Raw genomic sequence first — 19,998 nt, 5'->3', positions numbered from 1 at the left:
CCGAGGATACTTTTTCAACCTGTTCCGATACTTTTATAACTTAAGAAGCGTAATGGAGGGTAAACTCTTGTAAGAATCGTCTTTTATTTTGTAATTGTTCGTAGCCTAAAGGAAGTTCCTCCTCTTATGAAACAGGCATCTTTCCCTAACGCGGGGATCAGGATATCCAGGAGTACTTCTCTTCCGGTGCAGATACATTTCAGTCTTTTCAACACTCAAATCTTTACTAACTACTAATGAATAGAAGAGAAGCTGTTCAGCGAATTGCACTGCTGATGGGAGGAGCCCTGTCGGCTCCGGTCATGGCGGGTGCTATGGGAGAGAAAATCTACGATGGTCCCAGTCTGAATGTAACGGCTGAGCAGGAGGCTCTGCTGGCCGAACTAGCCGATGTCATTATCCCTACTACCAAAACTCCGGGAGCCAAAGCGGCCGGTGCGGAGAAGTTTATTGTACGGGTGATGCGTGACTGTTTTCCGCTGAAAGATCAGGAGACCTTCTACAATGGCCTGGCCAGGTTGAATACTGAGAGTAAGACTAAATTCGGAAAGAGCTTTGAGGAGCTACCTCTTCCCCAAAAGAATGAGATGGTGAAACACACTATGACCAGCGATACGCCTTTCTTCCGTCGTATGAAAGAGCTTACCGTAACGGGGTACTTTACTTCAGAGATCGGAGCCACGCAGGCGCTGGAGTACCTGCCTATACCGGGTCGGTTCGAAGCCTGCAGACCGCTGAAGCCGGGACAGAAGGCCTGGGCTATCTAATGTTTTAATTCCATCTCTATCATTATTCCTAAGCAAGTACATAACCAATGGCAAATCTTAATATAGATGCTGTAAAAGACATGACCTACGATGCCATCGTCGTGGGGTCGGGAGTATCAGGTGGCTGGGCGGCCAAAGAACTGACCGAAAAAGGGCTCAGAGTACTCATGCTCGAAAGAGGTAAGCAGCTCGATCACGTAACGGGCTACGAAAATGCCCTGAAGGCTCCCTGGCAACTGCAGTATAACGGTAAAATAACTGAGGAGCAGAAGGCGACGCACCCAAAGCTATCGCGTGACTACCCTTACAATGAAATGACCGAGAAGTACTGGATGAAAGATGCCGATTCTCTTTATAAAGAAAACAAGCGGTTTGACTGGTTCCGGCCCAATATCGTAGGAGGGAAGTCCATCATGTGGGGACGTCAGTCTTACCGGCTTAGTGATATTGATTTTGAGGCTAACGCCAAGGAAGGTATCGCAGTAGACTGGCCTATTCGCTACAAAGATATTGCACCCTGGTACTCTTACGTAGAGAAGCACGTAGGTATATCAGGTGAAAAGCTGGGACTCCCCCAGTTGCCCGATAGCGAATTCCTGCCTCCGATGGATATGTTCTGTGTGGAGAAGGAGGTACGTAAGCGCATTGAGAAAAACTTCCCCGGACGCGTAATGACCATCGGGCGGGTAGCTAACCTCTCGGCTGCCGGTAAGGCACAACTGGGCATCGGACGCTCGGCTTGTCAGTACCGCAACCAGTGTGCGCTTGGCTGCCCCTATGGAGCCTACTTTAGTACGCAGTCATGTACGCTGCCACCAGCCGCCAAGACAGGCCGCCTCACGCTCCGTCCTGACTCAATGGTGACCAACATCCTGTACAATAAGGAGACTCAGAAAGCTACGGGAGTACGGGTAGTTGACGCCGTGACGCTGGAAGAGCGGATCTACAACGCCAAGATCGTATTCGTATGTGCCAGTGCCCTGGGCTCGACAGCCCTGCTGCTCAACTCTACTTCGGAGCGTTTTCCGGATGGTATGGGTAATGACTCGGGTCAGCTGGGCCATAACCTCATGGACCACCACTTCCGCATCGGAGCGAGTGGCGAATGGGAAGGAGACCTCGACAAGTACTACTACGGACGCCGGGCCAATGGTATCTATATACCGCGCTACCGCAACATCGGCAACGATAAGCGTGACTACCTGCGCGGCTTTGGGTACCAGGGACGCGCCAGCCGCGAAAGCTGGCAAAGGGGTATTGCTGAGTTGAGCTTTGGTGCCGACTTTAAAGAAGAAATGACCACACCGGGTCATTGGCAGATGGGTATTGGTGGCTTTGGTGAAACGCTGCCTTACTACGAAAACAAGATGTACCTCGACAAGACGGAGAAGGATAAGTGGGGCATGCCGTTGGTAGTGTTCGACGCGGATCTTCGTGAAAACGAAATTAAGATGCGCGAGGACATGAAGAATGACGCCGCCGAAATGCTGGAAAAGTCAGGTCTGAAAAATGTGAAAGCCTACGACCGGGGCTCGTACCTGGGTATGGCTATTCATGAAATGGGTACTGCCCGCATGGGACGCGACCAGAAGACATCGGTACTCAATGGCAACAACCAGGTATGGGGAGCCAAGAACGTATTCGTAACTGACGGAGCCTGTATGACCTCGGCTTCCTGCGTCAACCCATCGCTTACCTACATGGCGCTGACGGCCCGGGCGGCTGACTTTGCGGTGAAGGAGCTGAACAAAAAGAACCTGTAAGTATAAGTTACTGATAGTTAATAGAGAAGGGGCTGCCTCGTACGAGGCAGCCCCTTTCTTGTGTTCGTTTCTATCGAAAGTTGATTCGCTTAGAAAAAAAGCTTATCGAAATTCAATAAGCTTTTCTGACTTAACCAATCAATCTTCTATGATAGAAGAAGTCTTAGATATCTTTGAATTATTATAATAGCTCTTTATAGTAATAGTTAACTATGTAGCTAACTATTAAGCAGTTGTACCAGTTACGATTTTTACGTCTACCGTAAAAGTATCATAAATCATTTTATCTCCCAAATTCTCGAAGAACGAGCCAGAGCGGTACTGCAGGCCAAACTTGGTACGATCTACGTCAAACTTAGCCTCGGCTGATACATTACCTTTGGCGTCTACTTTTACTATAGCCGGGAATGTTACGCTCTGTTTCACGCCTTTAATGGTCAGGTCGCCGGTGATGTCGTACTTGTCTCCTCCCTTAGGTACGGCCTTTGTAATTTTGAAGTTGGAAACAGGAAATTTTTCTACGTCAAAGAAGTCAGGCGACTTCAGGTGCGACACCAGACGCTGGTTAGGAGCATCGCCGTCAGTATTGGTCAGCGTGTTCATCTCTATCGCAAACTCACCCCCAGTCAGCTTGCCCTTGTCTACCATCAGGGTACCGTCCTGGATACCAATGGTACCGTAGTGCTCACCTGTTACTTTTTTGGCCAGCCAGTGGAAGGTACTGGCTTTGGTGTTGACTTTAACCGGTGTAGGCTTGGCAATGGCAGCCGTCAGGCTCATCACAAATAGCAACATCAACAATAGATTCGTCTTTTTCATAGAGATTGAGATTGATTTGGGTTATATAAATGGATTGGATTGAAATTACTGTTGCGATCACTCTTTACTATTGAAGGCTTAGTTCATACCTTCACCACCACCCATTACGTCATCGTTACGAACGCCTCTGGTTCTCTTCTTCTCGACGAAGCTCATCTTACCAATCTTATAGCTGAATGTCATCTTGATATTCTGATTGTAGATGTAGTTGACACTTTGCTGGTTGAATAGGGGAGAGTTCAGGGAGCTAACTATGCGCATACCACCAAAGAAGTTGTCTGCGGCCAGTCCGAGGCTTCCTTTCTTGTTGGGGAAGTCTTTTCTGATACCCACTGAGTACATACCCATACCTCTTTGGGAGCCTTGCAACTGTACCCGGTTGCCACGGTAGCCACCAAATGCCTGAATACCCCAGCCGTGAGGTAGCTGTACCTGCGACTGCAAACGGCCGCTTACCACAAAGCCAGAGTTACTTACTGATTCAGAAACCCCGCTCAGGTTCTGCTGCATACCTTCGAGGTAGTTGTAGAACAGATCCACACCTCCGTTAAGGGTCCACTTGGGAGTCAGGTATACGTTACCAAATACGTTGGCTCCCGTAGCTAGCTCCCGGCCAATATTCTCCCAGGTAGTAATGATGGCTCCCGGCAGAGTATCTGAAGGCGTAGCCAGGCGGGTAATCCCGTTGTTGGTTGAACGGCTGAATGCTGAGATACTCAGGTAGGTCTTCTTAAAGCTGGTGCTCAGGCTCAGTTCAACGTTATCAGTGAGTTCAGGGCGAAGCAGAGGGTTACCAATATTGATGTTCTGCGGGTTAGCCGCGTTGAAGTTGGGATTCAGCTGCTGCAGACCCGGACGCTGAATACGACGGTTGTAGGCCAGCTTCAGGGTTGAGCTTTTGCTCAGTGCCTTTGAAATATTAACGCTGGGTACCAGGTTGGAGTAAGCAGGAATATCAATAGTACTATTCTGATCGAAAGCATCAATAGTTGTATGCTCAAATCGTGAACCTACCTTGAAGGTATACTTATTACTGGTAGTAAACATGTAGGATAGATAACCGGCCGCTATGTTCTGGTTATAATTGAGGTAACCAGCCGGGTTGCGGGCATCCGAAGAGAACAAGCCCGTAGGACCTGCTATCTGGTACTGGAAGTCAGAGTTTACCTCGCGGAAGATTCCTTTCACCCCAAACTCGATCTGCTGGTTTTTGCCAATGGGATTTACGTAGTCAGTTTGTACGGTCAGCTCGCTGTTGGTGTTGCCGTTTATGTTTTTCTGACGGCTGGTCAGGCTGCCCGATTCGCTCAGGATATCAGCGTCGAAGTTGTTGGTCAGGTTACTGGTGCTGTACAGCGTAGATACCGACCACTCTTGCCCTGGCTTGAAGGTACGGATGTAGTCCAGGTTGATATCAACTGTGTTAGAGAAGTCCCGGCTGTCAACATTGCGGTAGGTAGTAGCGCTAAGCAGGTTATCCCGGAAAATGTTGGTAGTAAAGTCCTGATCGCGCTGAAAGTTGCGGGTACCGAAGTTAATACCGGCAGTCAGCGACTGATTTTTAGCCAATTCATAATCAAAGCCCAGATTATAGCGTCCAAAGAGGCCATTGTCGTACGCGTCAGCAGACTGGCGGGTTAGTACGCTACTCCCGTTCTGAATGGTACTCTGGTCAAGTTCAATGCGTGCCTTATTGTAGAAAGCACGACCAAATCCACCCAGTGTTACTCCCAGTTTACCTGTACGGAAGCTTCCATTCAGGCCCAGATTAGAGCCCCGCAGACCGATACCCGTATCGACGTTCAGGGTAAGACCCTGTAGGGTAGACTTCTTGGTAATGATATTAATGATACCGCCCGATCCTTCGGCGTCGTACTTGGCCGAGGGCGAAGTGATCACTTCTACGGTCTTGATCAGCTCAGCCGGGATCATTTTAAGCGCGTCAGCAATGCTGCTGGCTACAATGGTAGAAGGCTTGTTGTTGATCAGTACGCGGATATTAGAGCTACCACGCAGACTGACGTTTCCGTCCAGATCCACCGATAGCATAGGTACCTTCTTAAGGATATCTGCTGCGTCACCTCCCTGAGCGGTCATATCTTTTTCGGCATTGTATACCAGGCGGTCTACCTTTTCCTCGATCAGCGCCTTCTCGCCGGTTACGTTCACTGCATCCAGCATCACGGTATTCTCAGAGAGCTTAATTACCCCCAGATCCAGATCTTTTCCCTTCTCTATCCTGATGTTGTCAATATACTTCTCGTTGTAGCCAATGAATGTAATCACTAGGCGGTACTCTCCTTCGGCAATGCGATTCAGGCTGAACTTTCCTTTTTCGTCGGCTACGGTACCATCTATGGGCTTCTTGGTATTTTTATCTACCAGCGCTATGGTAGCGTACTCAACGGCCTTGGTCAAGGCTGAGTCAACTACGAAGCCGCTAATCTTGGAATTACCTCTGGGGCCGTTGGACTCCATATTAAAGCTGGGGGCGTCGTTGGAAGGGCGGCTCCGACCGTTGCCATCTCCCGAAGGCCGGCCTCCGGGGCCACCCGGAAACTGTGCCATGGCCAGGCTACCTGTCAGAAGGAAAAGAAGAGTAAGAGAATAAGAATTCTTCATGGATGATAAGATGGGTAAAAGTATTTATGGGAATAAGTGTCGTATAAATGAACAGGACATTACTTTATAATGCAGTACAAAGGAATAGTACATTTTTAATATAAATTCAGGAAATAGACCATCAGGCTGTTTTCCTCGACAGTCGGCCCCCTTTTGCCCAATTTCCCGGATATAGACCAAAAAGGCCTGATTATAGACCAGAATGGGAGAAGAGTCGAAAATACCCTTATATAGATCTGCACAGGTACCTAAAGTTCGTAGTTTGCATCCCTTTTGAGGAGCAATAGGAATATAGTAGTTCACTGCTTGTATTACTCTTCACCCGACCGGCCTTTGATCATCCAGCTATGCAACCCAATAGTCAGCGCAAGCGAATCTTCTTACTGCACCTGTCATTCTGGTGTCTTTATTTCTCTTTTTTCTTCTACCAGATCTCGGGGAGCCGCCATGGCGAAGAGCGTAATCTGGGGCTGGCCGTATGGGATGCTTCTACGCACGTGCTGCTGATGGCGCTTATTTCTTATCTTAATTACTTTTTCTTCCTGCCGCGTTTTCTGGAACACAAGAATACCGGCCGGTACTTAGTCGAATTCCTTCTCCCTTTTGTTCTTATTGTCACAGGGCACATCTGGTTGAAGCGCTTTATATACGAAGGCACTGTTAGCAAGGGATTTCTTTACAGCGACCGGTTTATTATCCAGCATGTACTCACTACGTTGTTCATTGTCATCTTTGTGGGGATGCTCAAATTCGCGGAGGACTGGTTCGAGATTCAGGCCAGAAGGAAAGAGATTGAAAACGAACGGCTGAATGCCGAACTCCGGTTTCTGAAAGCTCAGATCAACCCGCACTTCCTGTTCAATACGCTCAATAACCTGTACTACCTGGCGTTTACCAATTCGCCCAATACTACTACGGTCATCGAGAAGCTGTCGCAGATGATGCGGTACATGATCTATGACTCCAACCAGACTAAGGTACCTCTCAGCAAAGAGATCGAGTACATGAAAAACTACATAAGTCTGGAACAGCTACGGCTCAACAACCAGATACCGATCTGTTTTGAGGTGGAAGGCAATACTGGTCATCAACTGATTGTACCCTTTATATTTATTACCTTTCTGGAAAATGCTTTCAAGCATGGAGTAAGCAATTCTTTTGAGGAAGCATGGGTACACGTAAGGATTGTGGTCGAGGGCAATGCATGTACCTATACCGTAGAAAACAGCAAACTACCCCAAAAGGAAGAAGAGGCGCTCGAGAAGTCGGGGATAGGCCTGCAGAATGTACAGCGCCGGCTGGAGCTAAGCTATCCCGGTGCCTATACGCTCCAGGTCGATAACCAACCGGAGCGCTATGCTGTACAACTCCAATTGACTCTGCTATGAGCTATACCTGTATAATCGTGGAAGATGAGCCACTGGCACGGAGCCTACTGGAGCAGTATATCCAGAAGGTACCTTACCTGAAGCTGGTCAACTCGTTTTCAAACGCGCTGTCGGCCCTGGATTTTCTGCACAACAACTCCGTGGATATCCTGTTTTCGGACATCCAGATGCCGGAAGTGACGGGAATCGCCATGCTGAAGATACTACGGCGAAAGCCGCTGATCATACTCACGACGGCTTACTCGGAATACGCACTGGAAGGCTACGAACTGGATGTGGCCGACTACCTGCTGAAGCCCATCACTTTTGAACGGTTTATCAGATCAGTTGAAAAGGTAACGCGGAGGCTACACATAGCAGCGCCGTTGCCCCTGCCGGAGGTACCTGCCCCCTCCCGGGCGGCGGAGCCACAGCAGTCGTTTATATTTGTAAAGGATGGGACCCGGCTGGTGAAGGTACGCCTGGATGAAATCACCTATATCGAAGGCCTGAAAGACTACGTAGCCATCCATACACATAACAAGAAGATAGTAACCCTTCAGACCATGAAGTCGCTGGAAGCCCAACTGCCGGACGACCGGTTTATCCGTGTTCATAACTCCTACATTGTAGCCCTTGAGGCCATTGAGAGTATCGATCGGGAGAAGGTACAGATTGGAACCCTGTACCTGCCTATCAGTGATACCTACCGCAAAGCTTTTCGCGAATTTATCGAGCGCAATCAGATAGGGGAGTAACAAAAAAGGCGCGGAAGTAACTCTCCCGCGCCTTTAATCTTCATTTTACAACCCTTATTTGAGCTGATAGGCTGCTACATTGTTTTTCATGAATGTAGGTATGTATACAATCTTTTTGGCTGGATCGTAACCTATATCCGCTGAGTTGATCTTTTCGCTACGGGTGTCCAGCAGGGTTTCTTTTGTACCATCCGCCTTCACATGATATACTACCCCTGACCAGCAGGATACCAGGTATTCGCCCGGACTAACCTGCTCTATACCGTCTGTACTGGCGTCCATCCCTTCGGCCAGGATGGCCAGGTTCTTCTTCGCGTCCAGTTTCATCAGCTTTCCGCCGATCGCCATGAGCAGACCATCCTCCACTGCCAGTACGCCATTAGGGTTAGCTGTAGTTTCGTAGTAGGTACTTGCCTTGCCCCCTTTAATCAGGTGAATCTTGCCGGTTTCCATGTCCGATACGTACACCTCACCTTTTTTATTGGCAGAGACATCGTTGAGGTGCTTACCTCCTTCAATGGCAATCCGCTGCGTTACTTTGCCCGACATACGATCAATGACTACCACCTCGTCCATATCGGCTACGAACAGCTGGTTGCCCACTATACCCATTCCCTTGGGGGAATGAAGGCCCGTCACCCAGGTATTACTAATTACTTTTCCGTCCAGTCCTACCTTGGCTATGCCCCCCTGACCATCCTTGTCCCAGGGCTTTCCGTCAATAAGGGACACGTACAATACTTTGTCAGTAGGGCTGTATAGTACTGATTCGGGTATGGGTAGGTTCGACTCGCTGGTCCACAGGTGCGTTAGGGAGTGCTGCTGAGCCTGAGCCACAGAGGCACATAACATAGCAGCCAGCAGAGAACCTAGTAATTTTCTAGTCTTCATAGTGAATAGAGTTAGTGAAAATTGAATACTAATTCAGTAACACAAAAGTACATAAAGCCGACTTTTTTACTGAAAAGTGTAGTTGTAATGAATTAGGGTACTGCTCCCGCCCCTGATACCCAGCCCATAAAATCTGTGGGTGACAGAGGAGTGAATAGCAGTTTCTAAAGTGAAATACGGAACCTCCTAAGAGATTCCGTATGATTTGAATAAGGCAAGCTCAGGCTTACTTCTTAGATATCTTATACAGCCTTCCCTGGTCAGTTACGGCATAAAGGGCACCGTCTTTACCCTGAGTTACGTCGCGAAAGCGCTGGCTTTGATCAGCCAGCAGGCGCTCTTCACCTACTACGCGGTTGTTTTTGTCAAGTACCAGTCGCGCAATGTGCATACCGCTCAGGGTCCCGATGAAGAGATTATTCTTCCACTCGGGAATCTGGTTGCCGGTGTAGAAGGTCATACCGCTGGGCGATACCGATGGGTCCCAGTAGTACATGGGTTGTTCCAGACCTGCTTTCTGCTGTATGTTATCTCCAACGGTTTTTCCGCTGTACTCAATACCATAGGTAATAGTAGGCCAGCCGTAGTTTTTGCCAGCCTGGATGCGGTTCAGTTCATCACCGCCACGGGGACCAAACTCATTCTCCCACAGGTCGCCTGTTACGGGATGAAAAGCAAGTCCCTGCACGTTGCGGTGCCCGTAGGAGTACAGCTCAGGACGGGCTTCTTCCTGCTTCATGAATGGATTACCGGCTGCGGGTTTGCCTTCAGTTGTGATACGAATCACCTTACCCAGGCCCGACTCAAGCGACTGCGCCTGGGGGCGGGTAGCCAGGTCAGAGCGCTCACCGGTACTTATGATGAGGTTACCCTGCTTGTCGAAGAGGATACGCCCGCCGTAGTGCAGGTTGCCTTTGTAGTAGGGAGTTGCGCGGTAGATCACCGTAGCACCTTCAATGGTTTTCTCGTCGGCCGAAAGTTTGCCTTTGGCTACGGCCGTGAGATTGCCCTCATCCGTAGGCTCGGAAAAAGTCCAGTACACCATCCGGTTGCTGCTGAAGTTGGGGTCCAGCGTAATACCCAGCAGACCGCCCTGGCCTTTGTGGTGTACTTCGGGCAGGCCCGTGATAGGCTCGCTCACCTTTCCGTCCTGCGTCACGATGCGTAGGGTACCAGCCTTTTCGGTCAGGATCAGGCGTCCGTCCGGCATGCTGGTGATACCCCAGGGCGACTTCAGGTCTTCGGTTAGTACTTTGCCTTCGTAGGGGGTAGTCGTTTTTACACCGGCTACACGAGTCTGACCTTTGAAAGCAGGAGTGTTATTGGGCGAGTTGGGCGCCTTGGTTTCAACGGGGGGCAGGTTGCCAGCCTTGGTGGAGGCGGACCCATTCTGAGCGAAAGTAGCGGTACAGGTACTCAAAACCAGCGCAGCGGCTGTTGTGTACAATGAAATGGATTTTGTCATGGGTTCTGTGGTTATTAGGCTTCCTAATAAAGTCGTAAATATAAGTACTTGGCGTCGATAGTCTACCTATAGAGTATCGACAGACTGATTTCCAGCCAGGATGGCTTCGATTTCGTTCAGTTCCTGCTCCGTAAATTGCAGGTTCTGCAGGCACTGCAGCGAGTCGGTGATCTGCTGCGGCTTACTTACACCAAGTATAACGGAGGTAATCCTTGGGTCTTTAAGCACCCACGAAAGGGCCATCTGCGCCAGGTTTTGTCCGCGTCGGGCGGCTACTTCGTTTAGCTTTATCGCCTTATTTACTTTTTCCTCGGTGATCTGCCCTTCTTCGATTGCGCCATTACCCCGGTGGGTAGCAGCACGGGAGTCGGCGGGGATACCCTTCAGGTACTTGTTGGTCAGCAGGCCCTGTTCGAGGGATGAAAACGGTATACATCCTACACCTTTCTGCTCCAGTACGTCCAGCAGTCCATCTTCTACCCAGCGATCAAACATCGAGTACCGGGGCTGGTGAATGAGGCAGGGGGTACCTAACTCTTTCAGGATGTCGACGGCCTTGGCCGTTTCGAGAGGATGGTAGCTACTGATCCCTACGTACAGGGCTTTGCCCTGGCGTACGATATGGTCCAGAGCGGTCATGGTTTCTTCCAGGGGCGTGTGCGGGTCGGGGCGGTGGTGGTAGTAGATATCTACGTAGTCCAGTCCCATGCGCTTCAGGCTCTGGTCCAGACTCGCTACCAGGTACTTGCGTGACCCCCAGTTGCCGTAGGGACCTTCCCACATGGGCCAGCCTGCCTTGGTAGAGATCACCAGTTCATCACGGTACCTCCGGAAGTCATCTTTATATATTCGGCCGAAGACCTCTTCGGCGGAGCCCGGAGGCGGGCCGTAGTTATTGGCCAGGTCAAAGTGGGTGATGCCCTTGTCAAAGGCCAGCCGCAGCATGGCACGGGCATTTTCGAGGCTGTCTATATGGCCAAAGTTGTGCCAGAGGCCCAGCGACAGGGCAGGTAGCATCAGGCCACTGTTTCCGCAGCGCCGGTAGGTCATATCCTCGTAGCGTTGCGGAGAAGGTAAGTAGGTCATGAGTCAATATGGGTTTGGTAATGTGTAAAAAGTAGTGCCGTCCGGTACTCCACTGGGCACTGCCGGTACAAAAGTCCGAAAAGGCGAGGCCACCGCGCATTGAACTAGGACAAGAAATGGCTGTCCCCTATATTCGAAAGTTGTTTCTACACGTAAGTAGCTGAACCCCCATTAGCAGCAGGATGTTTCAGAATATTCATAACTACATAGCCCGCTACGTCCAGCTCACGCCAGAGGAGCTAGTACTGGTTCAGGACAGCCTGGAGTATAGGCAGGTACCTAAGAAGACGATACTACTGCGGGCGGGTGAGGTGTGTGATTTTGAAGCCTATGTTAACAAGGGCTGCATCCGGGAGTACCTGCTGGACCGCCGGGGCACGGAGCTGACCCTCGAGTTTGCCGTAGAGGACTGGTGGGTGAGTGATATCACCAGCTTCGAAAATGGGACCCCCAGCTTCATGTACATCGAAACCCTGGAAGACTGCGAGCTACTGCTGCTATCCCGGGCCTCCAAAGAGCGGCTACTGGAGCAGGTACCCAAGCTGGAGCGGATGTTCCGTCTGATGATTCAGCGGCACCTGTCGGTTGTACAGGGGCGCCTCTTCAAAACAGTCGTCTACTCAGCTCTGGACCAGTACCAGGAGTTCCTGCGACGCTATCCTACCATACCCCAACGTGTCCCCCAGCATTACATCGCCTCCTACCTGGGCATCACTCCCGAGTTCCTGAGCAAACTCCGCAAGCAGCAGATGAAGAGGGAAGGGGAGTGAGGGGGAGGCCAGGTACTGTTTTACAGATAGAATATATGTATCATAGCGTTACTCCAGTTGCACGTACTTCTGCCAGTTATGCTGTTCCTTGAATCCCAGCACTTCCCGGATTTTACGATTGGAAAAAAGGGCTTCGTGTTCCTCTAGCTCACGGGTAATAGGTACACCGGGGAAAAACTGTTCAGCCAGTTCTTTGCTGGGGATAACCGCACCGTTGTGATCGTTACCGGCATTAAAGATCTGAAAGCCCAGACCATCTTTTTGCAAACACAGATCTACAATCTGTCCCAGATCACGCGCATCAATATAACAGAATGCATTCCGGCGGCGTACCTCCGGATGTTTGAAATAGTGCGGAAACAGTTCAGCGTACTCGTGCGGCTCAATCACATTACCGATACGAAGGGCATAAATATCGAAGCCTGACCGTCGCTGGAAGCTGCGTGCCGTTTTCTCGTTCACCACCTTTGATAATCCATAGCTATCCATGGGATTAACATCATAATCCTCCTCCAAAGGCAGCGCATGCGGGTCTGTTTTGCCATCTGAAAAACAGATACCGTAGGTAGTTTCTGACGAAGCAATAATAATCTTCTTGATACCCAGCTTAACCGCCGCTTCAATCACATTATAGGTACCTATGGTATTAACCCGAAACGTTTCATTATCCGGTTTGATCAGGATCCGGGGTACAGCCGCAAAATGTACTACCGCATCAAATGGGGGTACGCCATTACCTGGCTCCAGCTCATCTAAGGCAGCATATGAACTCATGGCGTTGAACATCTGCCCCGAATCCGTGATATCAGCGATCAGATTATCCACCCCTGGATGCTCCAGAGGCACCTGGTCTACATTCATTACTCTGTGTCCCTGGTCAAGAAGGTAGGCTATTACGTGCTTTCCCGCTTTTCCCGATCCTCCCGTAAATAGTATCCGCATTTTAGTCATGTATTCTTCTGATGTATAATGATTGTAATTTTTCTAGCTCAACAAGATTTCACTATGTACTTATTCATAGAAGCTAGATGTTCTTTTTGCTAGCAGAAGGTACTTCACCTTGTTGCAATGCAAGTTCAACCGCTTTCTCTGCGTGAATTTTCGTTGTTTGAAACAGGTCCACTCGAATATCTCCTGGCTTGATTAGTAGTTCTATCTCTGTACAACCTGAGATAATCGCCTCTGCTCCGTTTTGAACCAGCTTGTCAATGATTTCCAGATAACGTTGCTTGGACTCGGCTGTGATGATTCCCTTTACCAGCTCTTCATAAATAATCCGGTGAACATCCTTCCGGTCTGCTTCATCAGGGACAATAGTCTCCATGTTGTATTTGCTTTTGTACCGCGACTTCAGGAAGTCTTCTTCCATGGAGAATCGGGTCGCCAGCAAGCCTAGTTTCCTGTACGATTTCTTTTGGATTTCCTCCGCTGTCGCATCCACAATATGTAAGAAAGGAATGTGGATGTTGTTCTCAATATCGACTGCTACCTTATGCATGGTGTTCGTACAAAGCACTATCAGATCAGCACCAGCCAATTCAAGCTTTTGAGCAACCGATACCATTTTTTTAGATAGTAAATCCCATTGCCCCTGATGTTGTAAGTCGGCAATTTCGGCAAAGTCTACCGAGTACATAAGGCAGTTGCAGGAATGGACACCTCCTAGTGTAGCTTGTACTTTCCTATTGATGATTTGATAATATAAATCCGAACTCTCCCATGACATCCCCCCGATTAGCCCGATGGTCTTCATTTTATTAGTATGTTTTTAATCTTGTTCTTACATCTTCTATCTCACCATCCAGAAACAGTGTGAATAGCTCCTCAACTTCTTCCCAACTCTTAGCTTTGAATTTGATTTGCTCATCGAGCTCAGTGCCGAATACTCCAGTCAGGTTTAGATCCTTGTCGGCTTCCAGTATAAATTCATCTTCGTCGAATATCCCTACCCAAAAGGCGACGTGCTCACCCTCTATTTCCTGTACTTCAGAAATAGCTTCCCTTACATCATCGATGGATATAGATTCGATGGAGTCACTCCATGTTTTATGAAGATAGTTTTCTTCTGTATTCATAGGGTATAGTAGATTTTTTATAGCCACTCTGTAAATGACCTTGGTTACATTTATTGCCGAGGTAGGGTGGTATTTGATCCTGCCTGGGCATCACCTCCATCCTGGGCTAGCTCCCAAAGCAGCAGATAAGGCGGGCAGGGGAGTATATCCTCGTTGTCGATCGTTTGTGTGTTGTAGTATTCAGAGGAAGCTTTCTACTGTAAGCTCAATACATGTTATAAGATTCAGATGAGCTTTTCTTTACGAGCGGGTAATTTTCTTCATCAATAAATTCCACTACTCCCATTGTAAAGAATTCTTTATTTTCTCTGAGGCTATTTGCCAGCTTTCCAATATCACGGGATATGCTTACTTTTTTATCAGAGCTATAATCATCGAACTTTGAATCTTTGAGCAATACCTTTAACGCAGTTTTATTTACGATAGTAACTTCAATGTCTTTCGTCTTATAGGCTTCGGATATAGAGTTCTTTAGATCATGCATAAATTTAAGATCTCCATTTATTTCAGAACAACCGAAAAGTGATACCAGGCTAACGGTCAGGATTACTGCGATTCTTTTCATTTTATTTATAGTTAGATCTGTGGGTAGTGTTATTGGCTTTGGCAATCTAATTGGCAAACCTGATTTCTCCCTCTACTACTTCGCCAGCTTCTTCAACTCACCCTGAATGAAGTCCTTTGGCAGCCAGCGGCTGTCCAGGAGTACTCCCTCAATACGGCGGGTCTGGCCTATGTTATCTAATGGGTTTCCTTCCAGCAGGACCAGGTCTGCCTCCTTACCTACCGCTATGGTACCCATGTCGGAGCGGCCGAGGTATTGAGCTACGTTGACAGTGCCTGTCTGAAGTGCCTGGTAGGGGGTAAGTCCGGAGTCGACCAGGTACTGCAGCTCATGATGTACCGAGAAGCCCGGCACGTTAAACACCTGTGGTCCGTCGGAGCCAAGCAATAAGCCCACACCGTTCTGCTGGCAGGCTTTGATGAGGTCGCGGCGGAGCTTGAGGTAGTTGTTGATCTTGTCTTTATTGTAAGATGGATTAGCCAGCAGGTCCTGCTTGGTCTTTACCCAGTTGTTGCGGGTCTGGGCATTCATGTACACCATCTCGGGAGCACTGTTAAGCTCCTCCACGGGAATAGGCGACAGCCACCTTTCGGCCAGCGCCTGCGTGGGTACTACCCATACGTTTTTTGATTTGAGTGCCTGCATTAGCTTCGGGATCTGGCTCTGATCCGCTTTATCGGCTATGTACATCCCGAAAAGGCCTATCTGCTTCTCATCCATGGATTCGATACCGGGCACCATGCCTTCGATAAAACCATCGAGGTGATCAATGGAAGAATAACCGGCATCGATAGCCCGCCATACGCCTACCTCATGGGACACGTGTCCCACAAACGGAATCCCTACTTCTTTGGCTGTTTTGGCAACCGATTCAAAGTTTTGGCGGGTAAGGCCGGGGTGTAGTTTCAGGTAGTCATAGCCCGCCTGCTTTTGGGCTCTGACCATTTCGGCTCCCTGCGAAGGAATCTTAACGGAGTAGCCGTTGAAGGAGGGGCCGGTACTATAGAGGTGCGGGCCGAGCAGTTCACCCTTCTTCAGGCGCTCGCGTACGTCGAGGTGGCGGGGGTGGCCCAGCATACCCCGAATAGTAGTGACCCCGTTGGTAACAAAGAGCGTCAGTACCTCCCGGATGGGATCCATGTCATCCACTGGTGGTACGTGCGCGTGCATCTCGGCAAGGCCGGGCATCAGGTACTTGCCTTTGGCATCAACTATTAGGGCATCTTTCTTATAGGTAGTCTGCGCGGCCGGGGTGATCGCCGCTATCTTTCCATTCCTGACCACCACATTCTGATTGGTAAGTACCCGTTCCTGATCCATGGGTATGACGTTGACACCTCGGAATACAATCTCCCGGTCTTTCAGATCGACCTGAGCCTGTACGGGGAGCGTAGCGATGAGTAGTAAGAGGCAGAGTAGGTTTTTCATAGCGGCGTATAGAAGTTTAAGTCCTGCCACAGAGATAGGTGGAGCTTTGGCAGCACTCACTATCCTATGTGGTTAGGATGAGGTAGTAAAGTCGGAACTAAGGTACTTAAATCTACGAAAGCAAAAAAGCCCCGCCCGAAGGCGAGGCTTTGCAGTAATTACAGGTCAATCTTACCGACCATATCTTCGGGTTTTACCCACTCGTCAAACTCTTCGGGAGTAACATAGCCCAGGGCAACGGCCGTCTCTTTCAGGGTTGAGCCGTTCTTATGCGCTGTCTGTGCAATCTCAGCCGCTTTATAGTAGCCGATCCGGGTATTCAGAGCCGTTACCAGCATCAGTGAGTTATTCACATGCTTCCGGATGTTGTCGTGCAGCGGCTCGATCCCCACGGCACACTTATCGTTGAACGCCACACACACATCACCGATCAGGCGGGCCGAGTGGAGGAAGTTGTACGCCATCAGCGGCTTGAACACGTTGAGTTCAAAGTGTCCGTTGGCACCACCGATGTTGATGGCTACGTCGTTACCCATAACCTGAGCCGCTACCATGGTCATGGCTTCGCTCTGGGTGGGGTTTACCTTACCAGGCATGATGGAGCTACCGGGCTCGTTGTCGGGGATAAATATTTCACCGATACCTGAGCGTGGTCCCGACGACAGCATCCTGACATCGTTACCTATTTTCATCAGGCTTACCGCTACGGTTTTCAGCGCACCGTGTGCTTCTACTATAGCGTCGTGAGCGGCCAGAGCTTCAAATTTATTCTCCGCCGTTACGAAAGGCAGACCCGTCAAGTCAGCAATGTGACGGGCCACGTTCTCGGAATAACCTTCGGGAGTATTGATACCTGTACCCACCGCGGTACCTCCCAAAGCCAGCTCCGACAGGTGAGCCAGTGTATTTTTAATAGCCCGCAGACCGTGATCCAGTTGCGACGCATAACCCGAAAACTCCTGTCCCAGTGTCAGAGGCGTCGCATCCATGAAGTGCGTACGACCAATCTTCACAACATCCTTGAATTCCTGAGCTTTGGATCTCAGGGTATCGCGCAGCTTGGTGATACCGGGGATCGTTACTTCCACCAGGATCTTATAAGCCGCGATGTGCATAGCCGTGGGGTAGGTATCATTCGATGACTGCGACTTGTTTACATCATCGTTGGGGTGCAGAAACTTCTGCTTGTCGCTTAACTCACCGCCCTGTACTACATGTCCGCGGTAGGCCACTACCTCATTCACGTTCATATTAGACTGCGTACCTGAGCCGGTCTGCCATACGACCAGCGGAAACTGGTCGTCTAGCTTTCCTTCCAGAATCTCATCACACACGCGTCCGATCAGGTCTGACTTTTCTTTGGGGAGTACGCCGGCCTCGTAGTTCGTGATAGCGGCGGCCTTTTTCAGGTATGCAAATGCCTTGATGATCTCTTTAGGCATCTTATTAATGTCCTGCGCGATCGGGAAGTTCATGATCGAGCGTTGCGTTTGAGCGCCCCAGTACACATGAGCCGGTACCTGTACCTCACCCATGGTGTCTTTTTCTATGCGGTATTCCATTAGTTATAAATAGATATAGAAAGTAAAAAAGAACCAGATTGTCCGGGTAAAATTAGGGCAGGCGGGGGAGTTTTGGTATTTTTTATGGATAAATGTTTCCTGCTGCCGGATATTCTTTGCCTCCACTTTGGCCCCGCCGAAACAAAAAGATGTATCAACAGGTACTCTTAGGATAGATCTGAGAAAAATATCCTGATGAAAATAGGCTTCTGGTTCCTGGTAATGATAGTTTGTTCTCCCTGGGCAATGGGTGCTGTACAGGATACCCTACAACCCCAAAAGCGGGAGTTCCTTCGTGACAAGACCATTGTACCGGTACCGGTAGTGTTCCGTTTGCCCGAGACAGGTTTTGGGGCCGGGGCGGTGGTGGCTTCCACCTTTTCCTTTGCACGTGATTCCGTCGGAGCCAAACCCTCGCAACTATCGTTCGGCGTTACTTATACCCAAAAGAAGCAGATCCTGGTGTTCCTGCCTTTTACCATTTTCTATGACAACAACCGCTACTACTTCAGTGGAGACAACGGCTGGTACAAGTACAATTACTTCTACTACGGGATAGGGGAAGATCGGATAGAGCAGGAGATATTTGATGTGCAGTACCCACGGGTGCGACTCCTGGCATCCCGCCTGGTTGCCCCCAATACCTACCTGGGCCTGCGGTACCAGTATGAGGGATACAATGTGACAGGTACCCGACCTGGTGGCGAACTAGCCTCCGGTCGGATCGAAGGAAGTGATTTCAGCCGTACCTCCGGCCTTGGCCTATCCATACTACGTGATACACGGGATATAGTATTCTATCCCCGTCGGGGCATATTCGCCGAAGCCTATGTGTTACCTACCTCCCGGATCTTCGGTGCCGACCGCAACTTTACCCGGTACTACCTGGATCTGTCCCACTACAAGTCCCTCCACAAAAAGGTAGTACTCGCTACCAATTATGTAGCGAGCGCCACCGTTGGTGACAGAGTACCTTTTAGCCAGTTATCGTTTCTGGGAGGACAGAAAAAAATGCGTGGCGTCTACGAAGGCTTCTTCCGGGACAAGAACGCTCTGATCGGACAGGCCGAAGCGCGCTGGGAAGTGTGGCGATTTATAGGATTAGTAGGCTTTGGAGCCGTGGGCGTCATGGGTGATGAAAAAGATATAATCCGACTCAACAAGCCGAAGTATACCTACGGAGTAGGACTGCGTGTGACCGCCCAGAAAAAGAACCACCTCAATATCCGTATTGACTACGGCATGTCTCCCTACGGTCATGGCAACCTATACGCTACCATCGGCGAAGCTTTTTAATACTTTATAAATAATAGTATCCTCTATTGGCTATATCCTATATATATAGGAAAGTTGTCAGAGCTTCAAAAGTGAAATAGCCTGTTATCCTATCGATCCATATACCTCTATAGTAGGATAATTATATAGTAAAGTGCTACTAGAAGATACCTACATACCTAACGAACTCCTAGCAACTTCCTGGATGTTCTATAAAAGGCTCTACTTCCTGGTAGTACTGTTCATTTGTTAAGTAGGAAATATCTACAAAACTCCCGTCCAAAGGAACAACCAGAGCTACCACGAAGTTATATCTAAGGCTTCGGATCGGAAGCATCAGCCAATCAACTGCTTAGGAAAACCTGAAAAAATAATTTACAAAACACTTGCAGAACAGGTAGTGCATCTACTACTTTTGCACTCCCAATCAACGGGAATCAGGCACAGCAGACGGCTGACCCGGGGCCGCAAGAAGCCCCTGAGTAGTGAAGCAAAAAGTTCTCTCCTTTGTGAGGAACTAACAAGACTCCCGGTGCCGTTATAACCAGGTGCCCCCAGGTAAAGCGACCTTTTACAAGGTCCCACTTCCCGAGCAAGATTGACCAGAGGTGTCTGACCCATCCACAGGATACATAAGCCAGAGAGGCTGAGCAAAAAACTCAGAAAATATTTCGGCGTCTGGGTTTGGAAATACGGAAAGCTTCTACTACTTTTGCACTCCCATTCGGGAACAAGAAAGGGAAACACAGTAAAAAAGAGTAGCATACACAGGTAAGACAGACGGT

The 19,998-nt window shown here is 49.3% G+C and carries 17 protein-coding genes; 6 read left to right on the top strand and 11 right to left on the bottom strand.

Annotated features, from left to right (window positions below; translation table 11 throughout):
- Positions 1-236: 236 nt before the first annotated feature.
- Together JUB14_RS22645 and JUB14_RS22640 are read left to right on the top strand one after the other, a co-directional pair.
- On the top strand, positions 237-767 hold the full coding sequence (locus JUB14_RS22645; protein ID WP_207509142.1) for a gluconate 2-dehydrogenase subunit 3 family protein: 531 nt from the start codon (positions 237-239) through the stop codon (positions 765-767).
- A 47-nt stretch (positions 768-814) separates the two neighbouring features.
- A complete protein-coding gene (locus JUB14_RS22640) occupies positions 815-2,530 on the top strand; it encodes a GMC oxidoreductase (protein ID WP_207509141.1) in 1,716 nt (571 codons plus the stop codon).
- A 225-nt stretch (positions 2,531-2,755) separates the two neighbouring features.
- Here the strand turns inward: JUB14_RS22640 and JUB14_RS22635 are convergent, their stop codons facing one another.
- Together JUB14_RS22635 and JUB14_RS22630 are read right to left on the bottom strand one after the other, a co-directional pair.
- The gene (locus tag JUB14_RS22635) at positions 2,756-3,349 is read right to left on the bottom strand and encodes a YceI family protein (RefSeq protein ID WP_207509140.1); all 594 of its coding nucleotides are present in this window, start codon (positions 3,347-3,349) and stop codon (positions 2,756-2,758) included.
- Between the two features lie 78 nt (positions 3,350-3,427).
- A complete protein-coding gene (locus JUB14_RS22630) occupies positions 3,428-5,971 on the bottom strand; it encodes a TonB-dependent receptor domain-containing protein (protein ID WP_207509139.1) in 2,544 nt (847 codons plus the stop codon).
- A gap of 347 nt (positions 5,972-6,318) precedes the next feature.
- Here JUB14_RS22630 and JUB14_RS22625 point away from each other — a divergent pair, with 347 nt between their 5' ends.
- Complete coding sequence (locus JUB14_RS22625) at positions 6,319-7,359, top strand: sensor histidine kinase (RefSeq protein WP_207509138.1); 1,041 nt, start codon at positions 6,319-6,321, stop codon at positions 7,357-7,359.
- Entirely contained in the window at positions 7,356-8,096 is a 741-nt protein-coding gene (locus JUB14_RS22620; protein ID WP_207509137.1) for a LytR/AlgR family response regulator transcription factor, read from the top strand. The genes JUB14_RS22625 and JUB14_RS22620 overlap by 4 nt, the downstream gene beginning before the upstream one ends.
- 54 nt (positions 8,097-8,150) lie before the next feature.
- Here the strand turns inward: JUB14_RS22620 and JUB14_RS22615 are convergent, their stop codons facing one another.
- The 3 genes from JUB14_RS22615 to mgrA all read right to left on the bottom strand — a co-directional run bounded on the left by JUB14_RS22615 (position 8,151) and on the right by mgrA (position 11,538).
- Positions 8,151-8,987: an ATP/GTP-binding protein gene (locus JUB14_RS22615; RefSeq protein WP_207509136.1), complete on the bottom strand. Its 837-nt coding sequence runs from the start codon at positions 8,985-8,987 to the stop codon at positions 8,151-8,153.
- A gap of 226 nt (positions 8,988-9,213) precedes the next feature.
- Positions 9,214-10,452 carry a PQQ-dependent sugar dehydrogenase gene (locus JUB14_RS22610; protein ID WP_207509135.1) on the bottom strand — a complete coding sequence of 413 codons (1,239 nt, stop codon included), beginning with the start codon at positions 10,450-10,452 and terminating at the stop codon, positions 9,214-9,216.
- A gap of 66 nt (positions 10,453-10,518) precedes the next feature.
- Positions 10,519-11,538, bottom strand: a complete 1,020-nt coding sequence (gene mgrA / locus JUB14_RS22605) for an L-glyceraldehyde 3-phosphate reductase (protein ID WP_207509134.1) — start codon at positions 11,536-11,538, stop codon at positions 10,519-10,521.
- 182 nt (positions 11,539-11,720) lie between these two features.
- On the opposite strand from mgrA, the gene JUB14_RS22600 reads away from it, so the two are divergent.
- Complete coding sequence (locus JUB14_RS22600) at positions 11,721-12,308, top strand: Crp/Fnr family transcriptional regulator (RefSeq protein ID WP_207509133.1); 588 nt, start codon at positions 11,721-11,723, stop codon at positions 12,306-12,308.
- 48 nt (positions 12,309-12,356) lie between these two features.
- Here JUB14_RS22600 and JUB14_RS22595 read toward each other — a convergent pair whose 3' ends face one another.
- From JUB14_RS22595 to fumC, 6 genes are all read right to left on the bottom strand, one after another.
- Entirely contained in the window at positions 12,357-13,259 is a 903-nt protein-coding gene (locus JUB14_RS22595; RefSeq protein ID WP_207509132.1) for an NAD-dependent epimerase/dehydratase family protein, read from the bottom strand.
- A 73-nt stretch (positions 13,260-13,332) separates the two neighbouring features.
- Positions 13,333-14,061, bottom strand: coding sequence for an aspartate/glutamate racemase family protein (locus JUB14_RS22590; RefSeq protein ID WP_207509131.1), 729 nt, complete (start codon positions 14,059-14,061; stop codon positions 13,333-13,335).
- Positions 14,062-14,065: 4 nt separating this feature from the next.
- Entirely contained in the window at positions 14,066-14,383 is a 318-nt protein-coding gene (locus JUB14_RS22585; protein WP_207509130.1) for a hypothetical protein, read from the bottom strand.
- 205 nt (positions 14,384-14,588) lie between these two features.
- Positions 14,589-14,948 (bottom strand): hypothetical protein, encoded by a 360-nt coding sequence (locus JUB14_RS22580; RefSeq protein WP_207509129.1) that lies wholly within the window; start codon positions 14,946-14,948, stop codon positions 14,589-14,591.
- Positions 14,949-15,023: 75 nt separating this feature from the next.
- Complete coding sequence (locus tag JUB14_RS22575; RefSeq protein WP_207509128.1) at positions 15,024-16,376, bottom strand: amidohydrolase family protein; 1,353 nt, start codon at positions 16,374-16,376, stop codon at positions 15,024-15,026.
- A 158-nt stretch (positions 16,377-16,534) separates the two neighbouring features.
- Complete coding sequence (gene fumC, locus JUB14_RS22570; protein WP_207509127.1) at positions 16,535-17,938, bottom strand: class II fumarate hydratase; 1,404 nt, start codon at positions 17,936-17,938, stop codon at positions 16,535-16,537.
- A 195-nt stretch (positions 17,939-18,133) separates the two neighbouring features.
- Between fumC and JUB14_RS22565 the strand changes: the two genes are divergently transcribed.
- A complete protein-coding gene (locus JUB14_RS22565) occupies positions 18,134-19,234 on the top strand; it encodes a BamA/TamA family outer membrane protein (RefSeq protein WP_207509126.1) in 1,101 nt (366 codons plus the stop codon).
- The last annotated feature ends 764 nt before the right edge of the window (positions 19,235-19,998 follow it).

The organism is Telluribacter humicola (genome assembly GCF_017355935.1).
GTDB classification, from domain to species: Bacteria; Bacteroidota; Bacteroidia; order Cytophagales; family Spirosomataceae; genus Telluribacter; species Telluribacter humicola.
The sequence above is the reverse complement of the archived record's forward strand: the minus strand, read 5'-3'. Positions and strand labels throughout refer to the sequence as shown.